This is a genomic window from Chryseobacterium oncorhynchi, assembly GCF_002899895.1.
Lineage (GTDB): Bacteria > Bacteroidota > Bacteroidia > Flavobacteriales > Weeksellaceae > Chryseobacterium > Chryseobacterium oncorhynchi.
The window spans coordinates 715,448-735,093 of the sequence record NZ_PPEI02000003.1 but is presented as its reverse complement, the minus strand read 5'-3'; the positions used below and the strand labels follow the sequence as shown (position 1 = coordinate 735,093).

Below are 19,646 nucleotides of genomic sequence, written 5' to 3'. Positions count from 1 at the left end.
GTTCTTTCGTAGTCTATTATGTTTACGCCTATCTAAAGGCTTTCTGCGCTACTGAATGTACTCTCGTTTTCAGTGGGGCAAAGATAGAAACTTATACCACAACTCGCAAACTTATTTAACATAAAATTCATATCCAGTTCATATTTTACCTTAAGACACTGGAACGCAGAGAGAAAAATTTTAAACAAATGTTTGGGGGAACAGAACGCTGGAGTAAGGAATGGGGATGGGGAGGATAAATGGGGATGTTTGCAGTCATTATATAAAGGATCGGGAATGGAAGATATATCTATATAATATATAAGGAGGGTGGTAATAACCTCTCTCCTACTTTATCAGGATATCATCTTTAATATGTAAGGTGTAGCTAAAGCTGAATGGTCGGGGCTTTATATTAGGATGGGCGTATAAGAGATGTATTTTTGTATGACCTCTTCCCTAGCCCTGATAGAAACGGTTACCCCACAGCTTGTCTTGGAGAGGCAGTGGCCCTTGGTTTTGGAAAGCATTCGCGCGAGGAGTAGAAGTGGAGAGCAGGAAAAAGCTCCTAATAGATATAATTACTGGAAAATACCTTAGCACAGAAAGTCGGAGCTGTTGTACTATATATGGTAAATAAAAAAATTCCGTAAGAATCCTAAATAGGGAATCCTTACGGAATCATGATAAAACCAAAGTTTATATTTTTAGCTCAGAACATAAGATGTTCCGTCTCTTCCGTCTTTTAATTCAATACCTTCAGCTAGTAGCTTGTCTCTGATCTGGTCTGAAAGGTCAAAGTTCTTGGATTTTCTTGCCTGATTTCTAAGTTCGATCAAAACTTTCAATGTCTGGTCTAGCTTTTCATTGTTATTTTCTTCTACATTCTGTAACCCCAACACATCAAAGATAAAGGCATTTAAGGTTGATTTTAAATCTTCCAGATCTTCTGTTGAGATGGTCTCTTTGTCATCGTTTAAAGCAAAGATGTATTTCACTGCTTCAAATAGGTGAGCAATTAAGATTGGAGAATTGAAATCGTCTGTTAAAGCTTCATAACATTTATTCTTCCAGTCTGCGAGGTTAAAACCTGACGGCTTTTCATCATTAGGAGTGATTGAATTCAATACTTTCACAGCTTCCATTAATCTGATAAATCCTTTCTCACTGGCAATCATGGCATCATTGGAAATATCTAAAACACTTCTATAATGTGCCTGTAAGAAACAGAAACGAACGATGGACGGATGGAAAGGTTTTTCAAAGAAATCATTATCTCCTGTAACCAATTGCATTGGAAGAATGTAATTTCCTGTAGACTTACTCATACGTTGAGAGTTCATTGTCAGCATGTTAGCATGCATCCAATAGTTTACCGGAGCTGCATCATTGCAAGCTTTCCCTTGTGCGATCTCACATTCATGGTGTGGGAATTTCAAATCCATTCCTCCTCCGTGAATATCAAAAGTTTCACCTAAATATTTAGTGCTCATTGCTGTACACTCAAGATGCCATCCAGGGAAACCTTCTCCCCAAGGGGAATTCCATCTCATAATGTGGGCTGGAGAGGCTTTTTTCCAAAGGGCAAAGTCCTGAGGATTTTTCTTTTCTCCTTGTCCGTCAAGGTCACGGGTATTTGCGAAAAGTTCTTCTATATTACGTTTTGAAAGTTCACCATAGTTCAATCCTCTTTTGTTGTATTCTAATACATCGAAGTATACTGAACCGTTGCTTTCATAGGCAAAGCCTCTTTCTATTAATTTTTGTGTAAGCTCGATCTGTTCTACGATATGACCTGTTGCAGTAGGTTCAATGTTTGGAGGAAGCAGGTTGAACATATCTAAAACTTTATGAAAATCAACAGTATATTTTTGTACAATTTCCATTGGTTCCAACTTTTCAAGTCGGGTTTGTTTTACGAATCTGTCGTTATCAACATTTCCATCATCGGTAAGGTGTCCTGCATCGGTAATATTTCTTACATATCTCACTTTATACCCTAAATGTATTAAGGTACGGTAGATAAAATCGAATGAAAGGAAAGTTCTTACGTTTCCTAAGTGTACATTACTATACACTGTAGGTCCGCAGACATACATTCCAACATTTCCGTCTAAAATAGGTTTGAATATTTCTTTTTCCGCTGTAAGCGAGTTATAGATTTTTAATTGCATTTTTTTTAGTTCAAAGATTCAAATAATTAAGTTTTAAAAATTAGTCAAAATAATTTGACTACAACAAATAATTGTTGCAATAAAAATTTTATCTGAAACTTTTTTAAATTGTATCATAATTAAATAGTTTCTAAGTGATGCTGCAAATGATCTATGTAATCCTTAATGATGAATTTCAGTGTAAAGACCTGAGGTTCTGTTTTGGTTGTATCACAAGTCTTCTGTAAAGCTTCATCAGGAATATTTTCTACTACATGAACAATCTGATAATTCAAAGATTTCCAAAGGGTAATCAGCTCTGATGTTGGAACCTTTTGATAGTTCTGAGCTTTTACCCAAGCATTCTGATCATATACAATATTCTCGTTCTCTTTATATTGAGTTACTACAAATCTACGGATATTTGTAAAAGCACTATCACAAAGATGGCCTATAATTTCTTTTTTAGACCATTTCTCTGGTGAAGCCTTATATGCCCACTCTTCTTCAGAAATTGTTTGAAATCTCTGAAATTCAGTATCTACAATATTCTTAAGGATCTGATAGTTCATTACTAATAATCTAGTTTAGCATGGCTTCCTACATAATGTAAGAATTCCTGCCTTGTAATTGGGTTTGTTCTGAATATACCACTCAACTCTGCTGTAATGGTAGAACTTGCAGTATCTTTAATTCCTCTGCAATTTACACAAAGATGTTTTGCATCAATGATACAGGCAACGTCTTTTGTTCCCAACGCTTCTTTCAAGGCATCTACAATCTGCATTGTCAGTCTTTCCTGAACTTGTGGTCTTTTTGCATAATAATCCACAATTCTGTTGATCTTTGAAAGACCAATCACTTCTCCGTTTGAGATATAAGCAACGTGTGCTCTTCCTATAATTGGTAAAAAGTGGTGTTCACAAAAAGAATATACGGTGATATCTTTTTCCACCAACATCTGACGGTATTTATATTTGTTTGAAAATGTAGAAATTCCCGGTTTATTTTCAGGAAGAAGTCCTCCGAAAATCTCATTCACATACATTTTGGCAACACGCTTCGGAGAGTCTTTTAGAGAGTCATCAGTCATATCTAACCCTAATGTTTCCATTATCTCTCCAAAAAGCTCAGTAATTTTTTCTATTTTTTCCTGTGGCGATTTATCAAAAGCATCTTTCCTTATAGGCGTATGTTCTTTTCCAGTGAAAATATCATCGTCGTTATCAGTAAAATCAACCATTTTTATTTAATTTGCAGCAAAAATACGGATAATATTGTTTCATCGATTTCAATTGGATGAAAAACGTTATCTTTTATAACCTACTCTGATTAGAAAACATATGATTATTGTCGAAGAAGTACAAAACCAACACCAGAAAAAGGAATTTCTAGTATTCCCGACACAACTTTATCAACACGACAAAAATTATATACGGCCTTTAGACAACCACATTGAGGAGATTTTCAACCCTGAAAAGAACAAATTCTTCAAGGGTGGAGAGTGTAAAAGATTTTTGTTTAAAAAAGATCATAAAACAGTGGGTAAAGTAGCTGTTTTTATCAATAAATGCTATGAACAGGATCAACCAACGGGAGGATTCGGTTTTTTTGACTGTATCAATGATCAGTCCACTGCTAATTTCATTTTTGATCATTGCAAAAACTGGCTTCAGGAAAGAGGAATGGAAGCCATGGATGGCCCCATTAACTTTGGGGAACGGGATAAATTCTGGGGGCTTTTGATTGAAGGCTTCGAAGAGCCTTTGTTTGGAATGAACTACAACTTCCCTTACTACAAGGACCTTTTTGAGAATTATGGTCTACAAGTTTATTTTGAACAGCTTTGCTTTACAAGACCCATTTTTGCTGAAGTTTCAAGGGTTTTTACCATTGCCTATGAAAGAAACAGGAGAAATCCTGCTATTTCTGCGCAACCAATGAAAAAGAATAACCTTGAAAAGTTTGCAAAAGACTTTACAGAAGTTTATAATAAAGCATGGGCTTCTCATGGAGAAGGAAAGCAACTAGAAGAAGCCAAGGTCCTGAAAATGTTCAATACGATGAAGCCTATTATTAATGAACATATCTCCTGGTTTGTTTATGAAAATGAAACACCTATTGCCATGTGGATCAATATTCCGGATCTGAATCAATGGTTTAAATACCTCAACGGAAAGTTTGGAATTTTTGAAAAGCTTAAGCTGCTCTTTTTGAAGCAATTTAAAAAGAATGAAAAAATGGTAGGCCTTGTCTTCGGAGTGGTTCCTGAATGGCAAAGAAAAGGAATTGACGGCTATATGATCTGGGAAGGCACACAACATTTGAGAAAGCATACAGACTTTAAGATGACTGAGCTTCAATGGATTGGTGATTTCAACCCAAAAATGATCAAGATTGCAGAAACTCTTGATACAACCGTAACTAGAAAACTGGCTACTTACCGGTATTTGTTTGACAGAAATAAAACGTTTGAAAGACATCCCTATTTATAATTCAGCTATTCTTTGTTCTGAATATCTCATTCTTTCACCAATGGAAGAATAGGACTTGTATTTTTTGAAAAAAATTAAAATAAACTATATAAAAATGAAAAAAGTTATTATTAGTATTTTATTAATATCTTTTAGTATCACTTATTCACAAAACTTTACCCCAAGCGGTTATAAATCTGGTTATTCAAGTACTCTTTCGGTCAATAGCCTTGGAGGAGATCATGCTGTATTTGGAGTAAAGTCTGAAAACTCAGGGAGATCATTAAAATATGATGAGATTATTGGTTCTCCTTATTACAACACCGAATTTCAGCTTGCTAAAATTTCAGACAACTATGAAAAAGCGGCCGTAAGATATAACAGTTATTTGGATGAAGTGGAGTTTCAGAAAGACGGAAAACCGCTTGTACTTCCTAAGGAGGAAAAGTTTTCCAGAATTGAAATTGCTTCACCTAAAAGTACCATTGTATTATTAGATACCAATGATGAACTAAGCGGTTATTTTTTTGAACTTGTTCATGGAAGCAATACCCTTTATAAAAAAGTAAAAACTAAGTTTAACGATGTTGTTCCTGCAGCCAATTCCTACGCATCGGAGAAAGCAGCTTTCTTTAGAACACTGGATCCTGTTTATTATATTAAAACAACAAAAGGGCTCATTAGAAAAACTAAAAAGGAGAAAGATATTCTGTTATTCTTCCCTGAAAAAAAAGAAGCTATAGAGGCATTCTTTACATCGAACTCTATTAAACTGAATAAAGAAGAAGATCTGATTAAATTGGTCAACTTTTTAAATCAATAAAAAAATAAAACCCTGTGAAAATTCACAGGGTCTCCTTCATTTTTGGTACTTTTATTAGAATAGCTCTCCGGCTACTTTTTTAATGTTATCACTCTTTCCCATAGAGTAAAAGTGTAAAACAGGAACTCCAAAATCCAGAAGTTCTTTGCACTGGGCAATGGACCACTCTATTCCAATCTGCTTTACGGCTTCATTGTTTTTAGCATTTTCCACTTCAGTAATCAGTTCTTCCGGAAGATCTATCTTGAATACCTGAGGAAGAATTTTCAAATGCTTTTTGGTGGCAATCGGTTTAATTCCCGGAATGATTGGAACTGTAATTCCCATTTCTCTTGCTTTCTGAACGAATTCAATATACTTTTTATTGTCAAAAAACATTTGGGTCACAATATAATCTGCTCCGGCATCTACTTTTTGTTTCAGCCATTTTAGATCATAGTTCATGGATGGAGCTTCCATATGTTTCTCGGGATACCCTGCTACTCCAATGCAGAATTTATTAAGTTCATCACAAACCTGCTCTTCATTGTGGAGATATTTTCCTCTTCCTAAATTATTAATCTGGTTAACAAGATCCATTGCACTGGCATGACCGCCCTGTGTAGGCTCAAAATACTGATGTCCTTTCATGGCATCTCCTCTCAAGGCCATTACATTATCAATTCCAAGATACATACAGTCTACCAGAAGATATTCTGTTTCTTCTTTGGTAAAACCTCCACAAAGTAAGTGTGGAACTGTATCTACATTATATTTATGTTGAATGGCGGCACAAATCCCCAGTGTTCCGGGGCGCATTCTTGTGATACGGCGCTCCATCAAACCATTTCCTTTGTCTAGATAGATGTATTCTTCTCTTGAAGTGGTTACATCAATGAATGGTGGTTTGAACTCCATCAAAGGATCTATGTTTGTATAGAGATCTTCAATACCTATCCCCTTTTGTGGCGGAACCACTTCTAAGGAGAATAAAGTTTTTCCATTTGCATTTTTTATATGATCTGTAATTTTCATTTATTAAATTTTAAAATTTTAATTTTCTATGCTTCAATTAAATACTAAAGCCAGTCAAGAATTATTCTAATTGGGTTTGAATAGAAATATCTATAGATATTAAAGCCTAAATAAGGCATCCCTCCCAATACAAAAAGGATACAAACCATCGGAAATGAGATCGCCTCATAGACTCGCATAAGAAAATGACCACTCCCCCAGGAGAAATTCACTGACGACGCTTTTCCTTGAAGTAAGAACATAGAAAATAACAAAATAGAGTTAGACAAAAAGAACCATCTTCCAAAATCAGAAGCTATAGCACAAAGGATGACAACCGGAATGATCTGAAGTAATGCAATCCCCAGCAATACGAGAAAATTCTGACGGGAATAGAGATAAGCTCCTGCTGTTATGAATACAAAGTTGATCCCAATAAGTAGTCCTAAACCAATCATATTATAGGATTCTTTAATTATGTCTGAGATCAGTCTTGGCCTTCCGTCAAACAATCCTGAATTGAAACGTACATCTTGTAAATAGGTACTATAAGGCTTCCATGAATCATAAATAATCTGGATATTATTTGATAAGCCGTTAAATTTCAGAAATATCAGCAAAAATATGATAATGGAAGGCGCCAAGGATATACCAAAATTTAAAAGTTTCTGTACCACGCTCCCTTTACCAATATAAAATAATTGAATGAGTAAAAGCGGGAAAAACAAGAAAATGAATATGGATTCATGCGCCAGAATCCCTAAAGACAGGGCAATATTCAATAACCATTTTGATTTACCATTTATAAAAAGATACAGCACTATATAGGCTATTAGGAGCACCTCAACATCTTTTGAAATATGATATAGCTGGAAATAAACAAAAGGGAATAAGAACAAAAATGGAGAAAAAATATAAAATAAAGATATTTTAGATCTGTACAAAATATTAATAACAATACCTGACAGTGATACAAAAAATATAAGATAGAGTACACGCAGAATATTGATAGGAGAAAAACCAGTACATGCTGTAATGGTATAAATAAGTTGCCCATCTAACCCTCTTTTTATAAACCCAGAAGTATAGTTGATAAAATAATCTGAATTAAAAACAAATTTATCAAAAGAAGGGCTCAATAGAAAAGTCGCATTCTGAAAAAGTAATACAAACAGGACACAAATACTGAGAATATTGAGAATTATAGGCAATAGTTTAGTTGTTATCTTCATGTCAATTTTAATCTGCTAAATTTGGTGACAACCATTTTCTCGCTTCCTGAATGCTACAACCTCTTCTTTCTGCATAATCCTTAAGCTGATCTTCTGTAATTTTTCCTAAACCGAAATACTTTGCATGGGGGCTTCCGAAATAATATCCGGAAACAGCCGCAGTCGGGAACATCGCTAAGCTCTCGGTAAGATATACTCCAATATTTTCTTCTACTTTTAAAAGGTCCCAGATCGTTTGCTTTTCTAAGTGGTCCGGGCAAGCCGGATAACCTGGTGCAGGACGAACTCCTTTATATTTTTCAGCAATTAACTCTTCATTGCTTAAACTTTCCTGATTTGCATACCCCCAATATTCTGTTCTTACCTTTTTGTGTAAAAATTCGGCATAGGCTTCTGCAAAACGGTCAGCCAAAGCTTTTACCATGATGGAGTTATAATCATCATTGGCTTTTTCATATTCAGCAGACAGCTCATCTGTTCCAAAACCTGTGGTTACACAAAACGCTCCTACATAATCTGTTTTTCCGGAGCTTTGTGGTGCAATGAAATCACTTAATGCAAGATAATCTTTTCCTTTTGATCTTTGAGCCTGCTGTCTTAAGGTTAAAAATTTGGCCTGTTCATTATTATTTTCATCAAAAATTAGGATATCATCCGTTTCATTGGCATTGGCTTTAAAAATTCCGAAGATGGCTTTTGCTGTTAAGAGTTTTTCATCTAAAATTCTCTTTAAAATAACCTGAGCATCTTTGAAAAGTTCTTTTGCCTGCACTCCTACGACCTCATCTTCTAAAATATTTGGATATTTCCCGTGGAGATCCCAGCTTCTGAAAAACGGTGACCAGTCGATGAAAGGAAGAAGTTCATTCAAATCCTGATTTTCAACTACTGTTATTCCCAAATTATTTGGTGTGAAAATATCTTCGTTTTCCCAATCAATTTTAAAATGATTTTCTCTTGCTTCCTGAATGGAAACATAATCTTTATCCACCTGTCTGTTCAGAAATTTCTCTCTAAAATCCGAATAATCGTTCTTTAAGTCGGAAACATATTCTTTATTTCTGTCCCCTAGCAATGAACTTACCACGTTTACGGCTCTGGAGGCATCATTCACGTGAACGACTGCATTTTTATATTTTAAATCAATTTTCACCGCGGTATGTGCTTTTGAAGTTGTTGCACCACCGATTAATAAAGGAAAATTTAAATTTTGTCTTTCTAATTCTGATGCGATGTACACCATTTCATCCAGACTTGGCGTAATCAATCCGCTTAATCCTATCACGTCTACTTTTTCTGCAATGGCTGTCTGAATAATCTTTTCCGCAGGTACCATTACTCCAAGGTCAACAATTTCATAATTGTTACAACCCAAAACAACGCTCACAATATTTTTACCTATATCATGAACGTCTCCTTTTACAGTAGCCATTAAGATTTTCCCATTTGCAGGCCTTGTTCCGTCTTTTTCGGCTTCAATGTAAGGCTGTAAATAAGCCACTGCTTTTTTCATTACCCTTGCAGACTTCACCACCTGTGGTAAAAACATTTTTCCGCTTCCAAATAAATCTCCTACCACTCCCATTCCGGTCATCAGATTAATTTCTATGACATGAAGCGGTCGTACAGCTGATTGTCTGGCTTCTTCCACATCTTCTTCGATAAAACGGTCAATACCTTTTACCAAGGCATAGGTAATTCTTTCCTGCAATGGATTGTTTCTCCATTCCAGATCTTCAGTCTTTTCTTTTTTAACTGATTTATGTTTTTCAGAATAATCGAGAAGCCTTTCTGTAGCATCTTCTCTTTTATCAAGAATTACATCTTCTACAAGTGCTAAAAGCTCTTTATTAATTTCATCATAAACTTCCAGCATCGCAGGGTTTACAATACCGATATTCATCCCGGCCTGAATGGCATGGTAAAGGAATACCGAGTGCATAGCTTCTCTTACCGTATCATTTCCACGGAATGAGAAAGAAACGTTACTTACTCCACCACTCACAGAGACATAAGGTAGGTTCTGTCTTACCCATCGGGTTGCTTCTATAAATTCGATGGCATTTCGTCTATGCTCATCCATACCTGTTGCAACCGGGAAGATATTTAAATCAAAAATGATATCTTCTGCGGGAAAACCGATTTGGTTGACCAAAATATTATAAGAACGTTTTGAGATTTCGATTCTTCGTTCAAGATTGTCAGCCTGCCCTACCTCATCAAATGCCATTACAATAACGGCAGCACCATATCTTTTGATTGCTTTTGCATGCTTGATAAATTCTTCTTCTCCTTCTTTTAAACTGATGGAGTTTACCACGCATTTCCCTTGGGCAACCTGAAGACCTGCCTCCAAAATTTCCCATTTGGAAGAATCTACCATAATAGGAATCCTTGCGATATCCGGTTCTGAAGCAATTAAGTTCAGGAATTTAACCATGGATGCTTTTCCATCAATCAATCCATCATCAAAATTGACATCAAGAATCTGTGCCCCTCCTTCTACCTGATGGCGGGCAATATCTAATGCTTCAGAGAATTTCTCCTCTTTAATTAGTCTTAAAAACTTTTTGGAACCGGCAACGTTAGTTCTTTCACCAACATTGATGAAATTACTCTCCGGTGTTATGATAAGAGGCTCAAGGCCTGATAATCTTAAATACTTCATCTATTTTATTCTTCTAAAATATAGTAGGCATTGTTTGCATTCTGCCTCAATAAATCCCTGTGCTTACCTAAAGCGGTTAAGAGCGGAAATCTTTTGTATGCCAAGTGGTGTTCTTTAGCAAATTCTTCTATTTCTTCTGTGATCTCATTGTAATACATATAACTGTAGTTAGGAAAGAGATGATGAGCTACATGAAAATTAAAGTTCCCTAATACATTTCTTACAATCCAGTTATTTTCTTTTAAATCATTTGTCACTTCAAATTGATGACGAAGCCAGCTAAATGGAAGTCCATTATCTTTATTCAATTTTGGAAAAGCATTATCAGGAAGCGGATGCAGAGGTAATAAAACAAACAATGCAAAGATGCTTGCTGCAATTACCTGTAAAAACCAAGCTCCTAAAGCCAAACCAATTGATACTTTAAAGAACAACACAGGAATAATAATCTGATAAAAAAAGTAAAACAGTTTATAAGTAACCATCTTTATTTTTTCTGCAACAGGTATTCTTCCCTGGGTTTTTAAAATCACTCTTTCCTTGTCGAAGAAGTCTCTAAAATCTCTTATGAACATCCAGTTGAATAAATACAGCGGATATACTAAAAAGAAAAACCTATGCTGATACTTCTGAACTCCTTTTGCCTTTATCCATGGTACTATTAAAAGTAAACCACTCTGCTCAATATCTGTATCCCATCCATCTACATTAGGATAAGCATGGTGGCTTGCGATATGTCTTTTTTTCCAGATATAGGAATTGGCTCCTATAAAATCAAAAAAGTGCAATACCAATCCGTTCAGCTTTTTGCTTTTATAGATATTATTATGGGCTGCTTCATGAATTAAGTTTAAATAAATCAAAACCAAAGAAATTCCCATGAATACAAAACTCAATATATAAACCCAAGGCTTGCCTGCATTAAGAATCGCTACAAAATATAAACCTACATACATCAAGGGTAAAATCACCGCTTTTATCTGAATATAGAGATCCCTGTTTTTAGGAATTGCTTCTATTCGTTGGTTCACTTTCTTTCTTAATTCATTAAAGAGTTTTATATCATCTGAATCTTTTAAATAAATCGGCTTTTCCATTATAATAGACTTTATGATTTATTTAAAGTTAATATTTATAATTCAGCCCACATTATTGATTTTAATTAAAAAAATCTATCAAATCATACAAATTCTTTCAATTTTCTTGGTGGATAAGTTTTCACAAGATCAGCAATTGCCTTGATGTGTTCCGGTGTGGTACCACAACAGCCTCCGATAATATTGATTAATCCTTTTTCCACATATTCCTTGATCTGTCTGGCCATGTCTTCCGGAGTTTCATCATATTTTCCGAAAGCATTGGGTAAACCGGCATTTGGATACGCTGAAATATAAAATTCTGAATTATGGGCCAATGTTTCCAGATAAGGTGTTAACTGATCTGCTCCCAGTGCACAGTTGAATCCAACGCTTAATAAATTCAAGTGAGAAACTGAGATCAGGAAAGCATCTGCTGTCTGGCCGCTCAATGTTCTTCCTGAAGCATCGGTAATGGTTCCTGAAACCATGATTGGAATTTTAATTCCTCTTTCTTCCTGCAATTCATCAATGGCGAACAAAGCTGCCTTGGCATTCAATGTATCAAAGATGGTTTCTACTAACAGGATATCCGAACCTCCATCTAATAATGCTTCACATTGCTGTCTGTAGGCAACTCTCAGTTCTTCAAAAGTGATAGCTCTATATCCAGGATCGTTCACATCCGGGCTTAAGCTCGCCGTTCTGTTTGTAGGCCCAATAGATCCAGCTACGAATCTTGGTTTATCAGGATTTTTGGCTGTATATTCATCACAGGCTTTTCTGGCAATCCTAGCAGACTCATAGTTCAGTTCATATACCAGTTCTTCCATGTGATAATCTGCCATGGCAATTGTAGTTCCGGAGAATGTATTGGTTTCAATGATATCTGCATCTGCTTCCAGATACTTTTTGTGAACTTCTTCAATGGCGTGAGGCTGTGTAAGGGAAAGTAAGTCATTATTTCCCTTTACCGGATGTTCCCAGTCTTTGAAACGCTCACCACGGTAATCTTCTTCCTCGAACTTATACCTCTGAAGCATTGTTCCCATTGCCCCATCGAGAATTAAAATTCTTTCGGATAAGGCTTTATATAATTGTTCTGAATTTTTCATTTTCTGTCTTTTTGTAATAATTTATAAATCCGCTAATCAATTTTTTAGATAAGAGAATTTTTTTACTGATCATTTCAAAATTCACATTAGAAACATATTCCTGATCTAAGGCGATACAAAATTTAGTTTCCAATTCATAGAGAGATTCTTGAGCAGTATGCAGAAATTGTAATGCATCGTCCTTAGAAGTTCTTCTTTCGTATCCTTCAGCTATATTTAATGGAACTGAAGTCGCAATTCTTCTTACCTGATTGGTTAAACCTGATAATTCTTTCTTAGGAAAGCTTGTGGTCAAAATATAAGCCAGGCTTACCAGCTTTTTCCCTTCCATCCAAGCTTCTAGTTCTTTACAGTCTCTACTCATCATCTATGTATCAATTGTCAACTATAATCTTTCAACTAGTCTAAAGCCTGTTTTAAATCTGCAATGATATCTTCTACATTTTCTAATCCTACAGAGCAACGAACCAATCCTGCTGTAATTCCTACCTCGTTTCTTTCTTCATCTGACAATTTGGAGTGCGTGGTGGATGCCGGATGTGTAACGATCGTTCTTGTATCACCAAGGTTGGCCGAAAGTGAACACATTTGTATCTTATCCAGGAAGTTTCTTCCACCTTCTATTCCTCCTTTAATTTCAAAGGCAACAATATTTCCACCAAGCTTCATTTGTTTCTTGGCTACTTCATAGCTTGGGTGAGATTTCAGGAATGGATATTTTACCAATTCTACGTTGGGATGGCTTTCTAAAAACTCAGCAACTTTCAAGGCATTTTCACAGTGTTTTTCTACACGGATAGCCAATGTTTCCAAGCTTTTTGATAATACCCATGCATTAAAAGGAGACAACGCAGGTCCTGTATTTCTCGCGAAAAGATAGATTTCTCTAATCAGGTCTTCTCTACCTACTGCTATTCCTCCCAACACTCTTCCCTGTCCGTCAATCAGCTTTGTTGCAGAGTGCACAACAACATCTGCACCATATTTAATAGGCTGCTGAAGATAAGGTGTTGCAAAACAGTTATCTACAATAAATATCAAATTATGCTTTTTAGCAATCTGCCCGAAAAACTCTAAATCAAGAATTTCTATAGCCGGATTGGTAGGAGTTTCAAGATATAAGATCTTTGTATTAGGCTTAATATATTTCTCAACATTCTCTGCATCTCCAGCTTTGAAATAGGTAGTTTCAATATTCCATTTTGGGAAATACTTGGTAAATAAAGTGTGTGTAGATCCAAAAACTGACTGGCAGCTTACGATATGATCTCCTGCATTCAATAAAGCTGCAAACGTTGAATAGATGGCAGCCATTCCTGTAGCGAATGCATATCCTGCTTCTGCGCCTTCCATTTTTGCAATCTTATCTGTAAACTCAGTTACATTAGGATTGGAAAATCGGCTGTATAAGTTCTTAGGTTTTTCTTCAGCAAAGCTTGCTCTCATATCCTCAGCATCCTGAAAAATAAAACTGGATGTAAGATATAATGGTGTAGAGTGCTCGTCAAACTGAGATCTTTCAGTTTGGGTTCTTATTGCTGATGTTTCAAAATTTTCCATATAGTTTTAATTTGTCAATGTAACAATCTAACAGTGTAACAATGAGATTCTTCGCTACGCTCAGAATAGCCACAACCATTATTATTAGATTGTTACATTAGTTTATTTTGTTTCACTTACTCTTAAAATATCTCCGAACACTCCTCTTGCAGTTACCTGTGCTCCAGCTCCGGCTCCCATAATTACAATTGGGTTTTCCCCATAGCTTTCTGTATAAATCTCAAAGATGGAATCGGAACCTTTCAACTGTCCTAAAGCTGAAGTAGCAGGTACAGAAATCAGTTTTACATCCAACTCACCTTTGTCTTTCTGTAGATCACCATGTAAATCACCAACATATCTCAATACATGACCAGGCTCCTGATTTTCTTTAATTTTTTGGTATTCTTCATCCAATTCTTCAAGTCTGGAAAGGAATTCTGGTTTTGAAACTGAAAGTAAACTTTCCGGAACCAGATTTTGAATATTGATATCGTCAAATTCATTGATTAGATCCAGCTCTCTTGCCAAAATCAATAATTTTCTTGCCACATCATTTCCAGATAGGTCTTCTCTTGGATCCGGTTCTGTATACCCTTTTTCTAAAGCTTCATTAATGATCGTTGAGAATTTGTCATTTCTCAAAGAAAAATTATTGAAAACATAGCTCAATGTTCCGGAGAATACTCCTTTAATTCTTGTTATATTTTCTCCTGAAAGGTGTAATAATTTGATGGTATCAATTAACGGAAGTCCTGCTCCTACATTGGTTTCATACAGATAACGTCTGTTATTTTTGCTTAACGTATATCTTAGTTTTCTATATTCTTCGATAGGAAGTGTGTTGAAAATTTTGTTGGAAGAGACTAAATCAAATCCGTTTTCAGCCAAAGCATGATAGTTCTTAACAAAGTCCTTACTTGCTGTGTTATCCACAACAATCAGATTTTCCAATTGATTTTCATTAGAAAAATTAATCAATTCCTGAACGCTTGATGAGTGTTCTGCAGTTAAAACCTCATCTGCCCAGTTGGCATCAAAACCTTTTTTGTTGAAAGCAATCTTCTTTGAATTAGCTACTGCAACAACCTTTAGGTCTATTTTTTTACGTCTTTTAATTTCTTCTGAAGATTCCAGAACCTGTTCTATCAAAGTTTTCCCTACATTACCATGACCAATAATTGCCAGATGAACGGGCTTTGGCTTTTTGAAGATTTCAGATTCTATGATGTTTTTTGTTTTTTCGTCCTGTGAAGAAGTCACCACAATATTCACTCTGTTTTCTCCTGCTACCTGATTTAAAAGTAATGGGAAAACGTTGTTTCTGGCCAGTTCAGCAAAAACTTTATTGAAGTCTTCTGCTACAAAACCAATAACAGAAACATTATTAATACTATAGATTTGTGAAACTTTTCCTGATTTTCTTTCTGCTTCAAATTCATCTATAAGGCAAGCGACTGCTTTTTCTGCATCATTTTCCTGAACCAAAATAGAGATTCCGTTTTCTATAGCTTGCTGAGAGATTACTCCTACACTAATACGCGCTAAAGTAAGCGCCTTAAAAATTCGTCCGTCAATCCCGATTTCTCCTAAGAAATCTTCTCCTTCAAATTTGACGATTGACCTGTTCTTTAAAAACTTTATTTCGTTAGCTTTTTTCATTACTCTATAAAATATTTTTTATGATATTATTTAATTGTTGATATTCCATTAGGAAGGCATCGTGCCCGTGCATAGATTGGATCTCGTGATAAGAAATATTCTCTTTTTTCTTTTTTAAGTTCTCAAAACACATTCGGATTTCAGAAGCAGGAAAGAATAAGTCTGTATCTACGGAGATCATGTGCATTCGTGCTTCTATTTTCTCCAGTGCAGCTTCATCAGCATTAATATTCATCAGCAAATGGTTCATCAGCTTGTATGCTTGTAAACTAAATCTTTCGTTTAATGCATTACCATGATAAACCAACCAGTCTTCTGATTCTAAGCGTTGCTTTTCCTTATTGTATTTATTTTGAAATCTATCGTTAAGAGATTCTGGAGTTCTATAACACAGCATGGCATGAATTCTTGCTTTTTGTAATGGTTCATCTTTATCATTCAATAAAAATTTTTGAACCAAACATTGTGCATGAAGCCAATCGTGAGTTCTGTAATCGCAGGCTATAGGAATGAAAATTTCCGCAAGTTTAGGCTTCTTTGCAAGCATTTCCCATGCAATTCCTCCACCAAGAGAGCCACCAATAATGGCATATAGTTTTTTGATATGTAAAGCTTCAAGCCCTTTCAGAAATAGATTGGCTATATCTGATGGGGTGAAGTTTTCATAATCTTCAATTAAAAAATGATCATATCCGTTTCCGGGGATATTGAAACACAGAACAGTGTATTTATTCGTATCAACAATCTGATTTTCGCCTACCAGTTGCTTCCACCAGCCTTTCTCTCCGGATACATTTGAATTCCCGGTTAAGGCATGGTTAATTAAAATAATAGGTGCTGTAAACAGGTCTTTCCCGAAAAGCTCATAGCTTAACGAGATATTGTATTCCTTTTGAGAATAGGTTTGATACGAAAGATTAATATAGTTTAGTTCTGTTTTCAATTCTATTATATTATTATTTTAATACAATTGAAAATGCCACAAGAAATGGCTGAAAAGAACTTCAGTAAGTTATCTGTCCAAAATAATTTTGGTAGAACGTAGCACCTTCTTTGCTTGCGCAAAGGGTTGCTAAGGTTTCATAGGGTCTAATCCCTCAACCTTTCTTGATAACATTTTCAATATTTGAATGAACGAATGATGCAAAGGTAGTTCTTTTCTTTTAAAATCAAAAAAAAATTAATTTAATATTTAAAAAACCCCTTAAACACAAGTCTTTCAATACCATATTAATAATTATTCAGATGGAAAGAATTGGAATTATTTTGCAAAAAAACTAACTTCGTATGGAAAATGATGATATATGATCGCCGAAAAAGAAAGATTACAAGATACCAAATGGAAAAACTGGGGACCTTATGTAAGCAACCGGCAATGGGGAAATGTGCGTGAAGACTATAGTACTAATGGAAATGCATGGAACTATACCAATCATGATAATGCTGAAAGCTATACATACCGTTGGGGAGAGGAAGGCATTGCCGGAATTTCCGATGTAAAACAATTATTTTGTTTTGCTTTTTCATTCTGGAATAAAAGAGATAAAATCGTAAAGGAGCGCTTCTTTGGATTGAGCAATCCACAGGGAAATCACGGTGAAGATATCAAAGAAATTTTCTATTATCTGGATAATACCCCTACTCATAGCTATATGAAGATGGTTTACAAATATCCTATTAATGAATTTCCCTATGATGATCTTGTTGCCGAAAATGGCAGACGCAGTAAACAGGAACCGGAATATGAGATCTTCGATACAGGAATCTTTGATCATGATGATTATTTTGACATCTTCATTGAATACTGCAAGGCCGATCACAATGATATTCTTGCCAGAGTTACTATTTTCAACCGAAGCCAGCATGATGCTCCCATTGTAGTGGTACCCACTGCATGGTTCAGAAATAACTGGAAATGGGGTTACAATACTTATAAGGCACACATGAATGCTTCTCATGACGGAAGTATTGATATTAGCCATGATAGTATTTCTATCAAGAAGTTGTATTCAAGAAACTCAAATGCTCAAAGTGTATTTTGTGAGAATGAAACCAATACTCCAAAGTTATATGGAACGCCCCAAGCAGAAAACTCTTACTTTAAAGATGGGATCAATGATTTTATTATTCATCAAAGTAATACAGTAAATCCTGAAAAAAGAGGGAGCAAAGCTTCTTTTCTGATTGATGAATTTATTGGAGGTGGGCAATCCAAGGTTTTTGAATTCAGATTATGTCCTAATGAAAGTGATGAACCTTTTGAAAATTTTGATGAAATCTTCAGTTCGAGAATAGCTGAAGCTGAGGAGTTTTATAGCGAAGTTCAAAATGACACAACCAATGAGGATGAAAAGAATGTTCAGAGACAGGCTTTTGCAGGACTTCTTTGGAATAAACAGTTTTATCACTACAATATCGGGAAGTGGCTGAAAGGTGATCCTAATTTTGAAGCTCCCAGAAATTTTAATGAGTATGTAAGAAATACGGAATGGAACCATCTTCACAATAAAGATATTATTTCCATGCCCGATAAGTGGGAATATCCTTGGTATGCAACATGGGATCTGGCATTCCATTGCGTTCCTTTCTCCATCATTGATGCGGAATTTGCGAAAGGACAACTTTTACTTCTTACCAAGGAATGGTATATGCACCCCAACGGACAGCTTCCTGCCTATGAATGGAATATGAGTGATGTGAATCCTCCTGTACATGCATGGTCCTGCTTCAGGGTTTTTAAGATTGATGAGAAAAATAACGGCAAACCCGATTTGTTGTTTTTGGAGAAAGTATTTCAAAAACTTCTTCTGAACTTTACATGGTGGGTGAACAGAAAAGATAAAAACGGAAATAATATTTTCGGTGGTGGTTTCCTTGGGCTGGATAATATTGGAGCTTTTGATAGAAATATGGTTTTACAGGATGGTCAGCATCTTGAACAAGCAGATGGAACGAGCTGGATGGCCATGTATGCACTGAACATGATGCGAATTGCCATGGAACTGGCCCAGTATTATCAGGTGTATGAAGACATGGCCATCAAATTCTTTGAGCACTATCTTTATATCGCTGAGGCAATGGAAAATCTGGGTGAAGGAACAAAAGGGCTATGGAATGAGGAAGATGGTTTCTTCTATGATGTTCTTCAGCTTGGAAACGGAAATAGTGTTTCTTTAAGATTGAGAAGCATTGTGGGATTAATTCCATTGTTTGCAGTAGAAATTGTTGACCACCGATTGCTTGAAAAGATGCCCAATTTCAAAACCAGAATGGAATGGATCTTGAAAAACAAACCTGAACTCACCAAACTTGTCTCCCACTGGGATGAGGAAGGACAGGGAAGAAAACACCTGATGAGTATTCTTCGTAAAAATAGACTAACAAAGGTTTTAACCAGAATGCTTGATGAAAAGGAATTTTTAAGTTCCTACGGAATCCGTGCCATGTCTAAGGTATATGAGGAAAATCCGTTTGTATTTTCTGTACATGGGAATGAAAATATGGTTTACTATACCCCTGCAGAAAGCGACAGCAGAATGTTTGGAGGAAACAGCAACTGGCGCGGACCGATCTGGTTTCCTATTAATTTTCTGATTGTAGAAAGTTTACAACGCTTCCATTATTATTATGGAAATAGTCTGAAAGTGGAACTTCCAACCGGAAGTGGTGAAAAGAAAAATCTTGATGAAGTGGCCCAAAACATCAGTAAAAGACTTTGTTCTATCTTCTTAAAAGATGAACATGGGCAACGTGCTTTTAATGGAGGAAATCCAAAGTTCAATTATGATGAACATTTTAAGGATTATATTACATTCTTCGAATATTTCCATGGAGATAACGGACGTGGTGTTGGAGCTTCCCACCAAACAGGATGGACTGCCACCGTAGCAAAGTTGATAAAACCCAGACTTACCTTTTAATAAACAATGAAT

15 protein-coding genes and 1 riboswitch are annotated in these 19,646 nt (G+C 35.7%); of the genes, 3 read left to right on the top strand and 12 right to left on the bottom strand.

Annotation, left to right across the window (positions count from 1 at the left end; genetic code table 11):
- Positions 1–686: 686 nt before the first annotated feature.
- The 3 genes from cysS to folE all read right to left on the bottom strand — a co-directional run bounded on the left by cysS (position 687) and on the right by folE (position 3,375).
- Positions 687–2,153, bottom strand: a complete 1,467-nt coding sequence (gene cysS, locus C1638_RS13570) for a cysteine--tRNA ligase (RefSeq protein WP_109621721.1) — start codon at positions 2,151–2,153, stop codon at positions 687–689.
- Between the two features lie 119 nt (positions 2,154–2,272).
- A complete protein-coding gene (locus C1638_RS13565) occupies positions 2,273–2,704 on the bottom strand; it encodes a DinB family protein (RefSeq protein WP_109621720.1) in 432 nt (143 codons plus the stop codon).
- A gap of 2 nt (positions 2,705–2,706) precedes the next feature.
- Positions 2,707–3,375: a GTP cyclohydrolase I FolE gene (folE, locus tag C1638_RS13560; RefSeq protein ID WP_076353379.1), complete on the bottom strand. Its 669-nt coding sequence runs from the start codon at positions 3,373–3,375 to the stop codon at positions 2,707–2,709.
- 100 nt (positions 3,376–3,475) lie between these two features.
- Here folE and C1638_RS13555 point away from each other — a divergent pair, with 100 nt between their 5' ends.
- A complete protein-coding gene (locus C1638_RS13555) occupies positions 3,476–4,627 on the top strand; it encodes a hypothetical protein (protein ID WP_109621718.1) in 1,152 nt (383 codons plus the stop codon).
- Between the two features lie 94 nt (positions 4,628–4,721).
- Complete coding sequence (locus C1638_RS13550; protein WP_109621716.1) at positions 4,722–5,429, top strand: hypothetical protein; 708 nt, start codon at positions 4,722–4,724, stop codon at positions 5,427–5,429.
- A 54-nt stretch (positions 5,430–5,483) separates the two neighbouring features.
- On the opposite strand, the gene metF is transcribed toward C1638_RS13550, so the two are convergent.
- The 9 genes from metF to C1638_RS13505 form a co-directional block, all read right to left on the bottom strand.
- A complete protein-coding gene (metF, locus tag C1638_RS13545) occupies positions 5,484–6,443 on the bottom strand; it encodes a methylenetetrahydrofolate reductase [NAD(P)H] (protein WP_109621714.1) in 960 nt (319 codons plus the stop codon).
- A 44-nt stretch (positions 6,444–6,487) separates the two neighbouring features.
- Positions 6,488–7,654 (bottom strand): hypothetical protein, encoded by a 1,167-nt coding sequence (locus tag C1638_RS13540; protein WP_123838378.1) that lies wholly within the window; start codon positions 7,652–7,654, stop codon positions 6,488–6,490.
- Positions 7,655–7,661: 7 nt separating this feature from the next.
- Positions 7,662–10,322, bottom strand: a complete 2,661-nt coding sequence (metH, locus tag C1638_RS13535) for a methionine synthase (protein WP_109621710.1) — start codon at positions 10,320–10,322, stop codon at positions 7,662–7,664.
- A gap of 5 nt (positions 10,323–10,327) precedes the next feature.
- Positions 10,328–11,419, bottom strand: coding sequence for a fatty acid desaturase family protein (locus tag C1638_RS13530; protein WP_109621708.1), 1,092 nt, complete (start codon positions 11,417–11,419; stop codon positions 10,328–10,330).
- 83 nt (positions 11,420–11,502) lie between these two features.
- Positions 11,503–12,513 (bottom strand): homocysteine S-methyltransferase family protein, encoded by a 1,011-nt coding sequence (locus C1638_RS13525; RefSeq protein ID WP_109621706.1) that lies wholly within the window; start codon positions 12,511–12,513, stop codon positions 11,503–11,505.
- Entirely contained in the window at positions 12,488–12,880 is a 393-nt protein-coding gene (locus C1638_RS13520) for a four helix bundle protein (RefSeq protein ID WP_228428154.1), read from the bottom strand. The genes C1638_RS13525 and C1638_RS13520 overlap by 26 nt, the downstream gene beginning before the upstream one ends.
- Positions 12,881–12,912: 32 nt before the next feature.
- Complete coding sequence (locus C1638_RS13515) at positions 12,913–14,073, bottom strand: O-succinylhomoserine sulfhydrylase (RefSeq protein ID WP_109621704.1); 1,161 nt, start codon at positions 14,071–14,073, stop codon at positions 12,913–12,915.
- A gap of 102 nt (positions 14,074–14,175) precedes the next feature.
- Complete coding sequence (locus C1638_RS13510) at positions 14,176–15,714, bottom strand: ACT domain-containing protein (protein ID WP_109621702.1); 1,539 nt, start codon at positions 15,712–15,714, stop codon at positions 14,176–14,178.
- A gap of 4 nt (positions 15,715–15,718) precedes the next feature.
- Positions 15,719–16,657, bottom strand: a complete 939-nt coding sequence (locus tag C1638_RS13505) for an alpha/beta fold hydrolase (protein WP_109621700.1) — start codon at positions 16,655–16,657, stop codon at positions 15,719–15,721.
- Between the two features lie 66 nt (positions 16,658–16,723).
- A riboswitch (SAM riboswitch) is annotated at positions 16,724–16,831 on the bottom strand.
- A gap of 187 nt (positions 16,832–17,018) precedes the next feature.
- On the opposite strand from C1638_RS13505, the gene C1638_RS13500 reads away from it, so the two are divergent.
- Positions 17,019–19,634 carry an MGH1-like glycoside hydrolase domain-containing protein gene (locus C1638_RS13500; protein WP_109621698.1) on the top strand — a complete coding sequence of 872 codons (2,616 nt, stop codon included), beginning with the start codon at positions 17,019–17,021 and terminating at the stop codon, positions 19,632–19,634.
- Positions 19,635–19,646 lie beyond the last annotated feature (12 nt).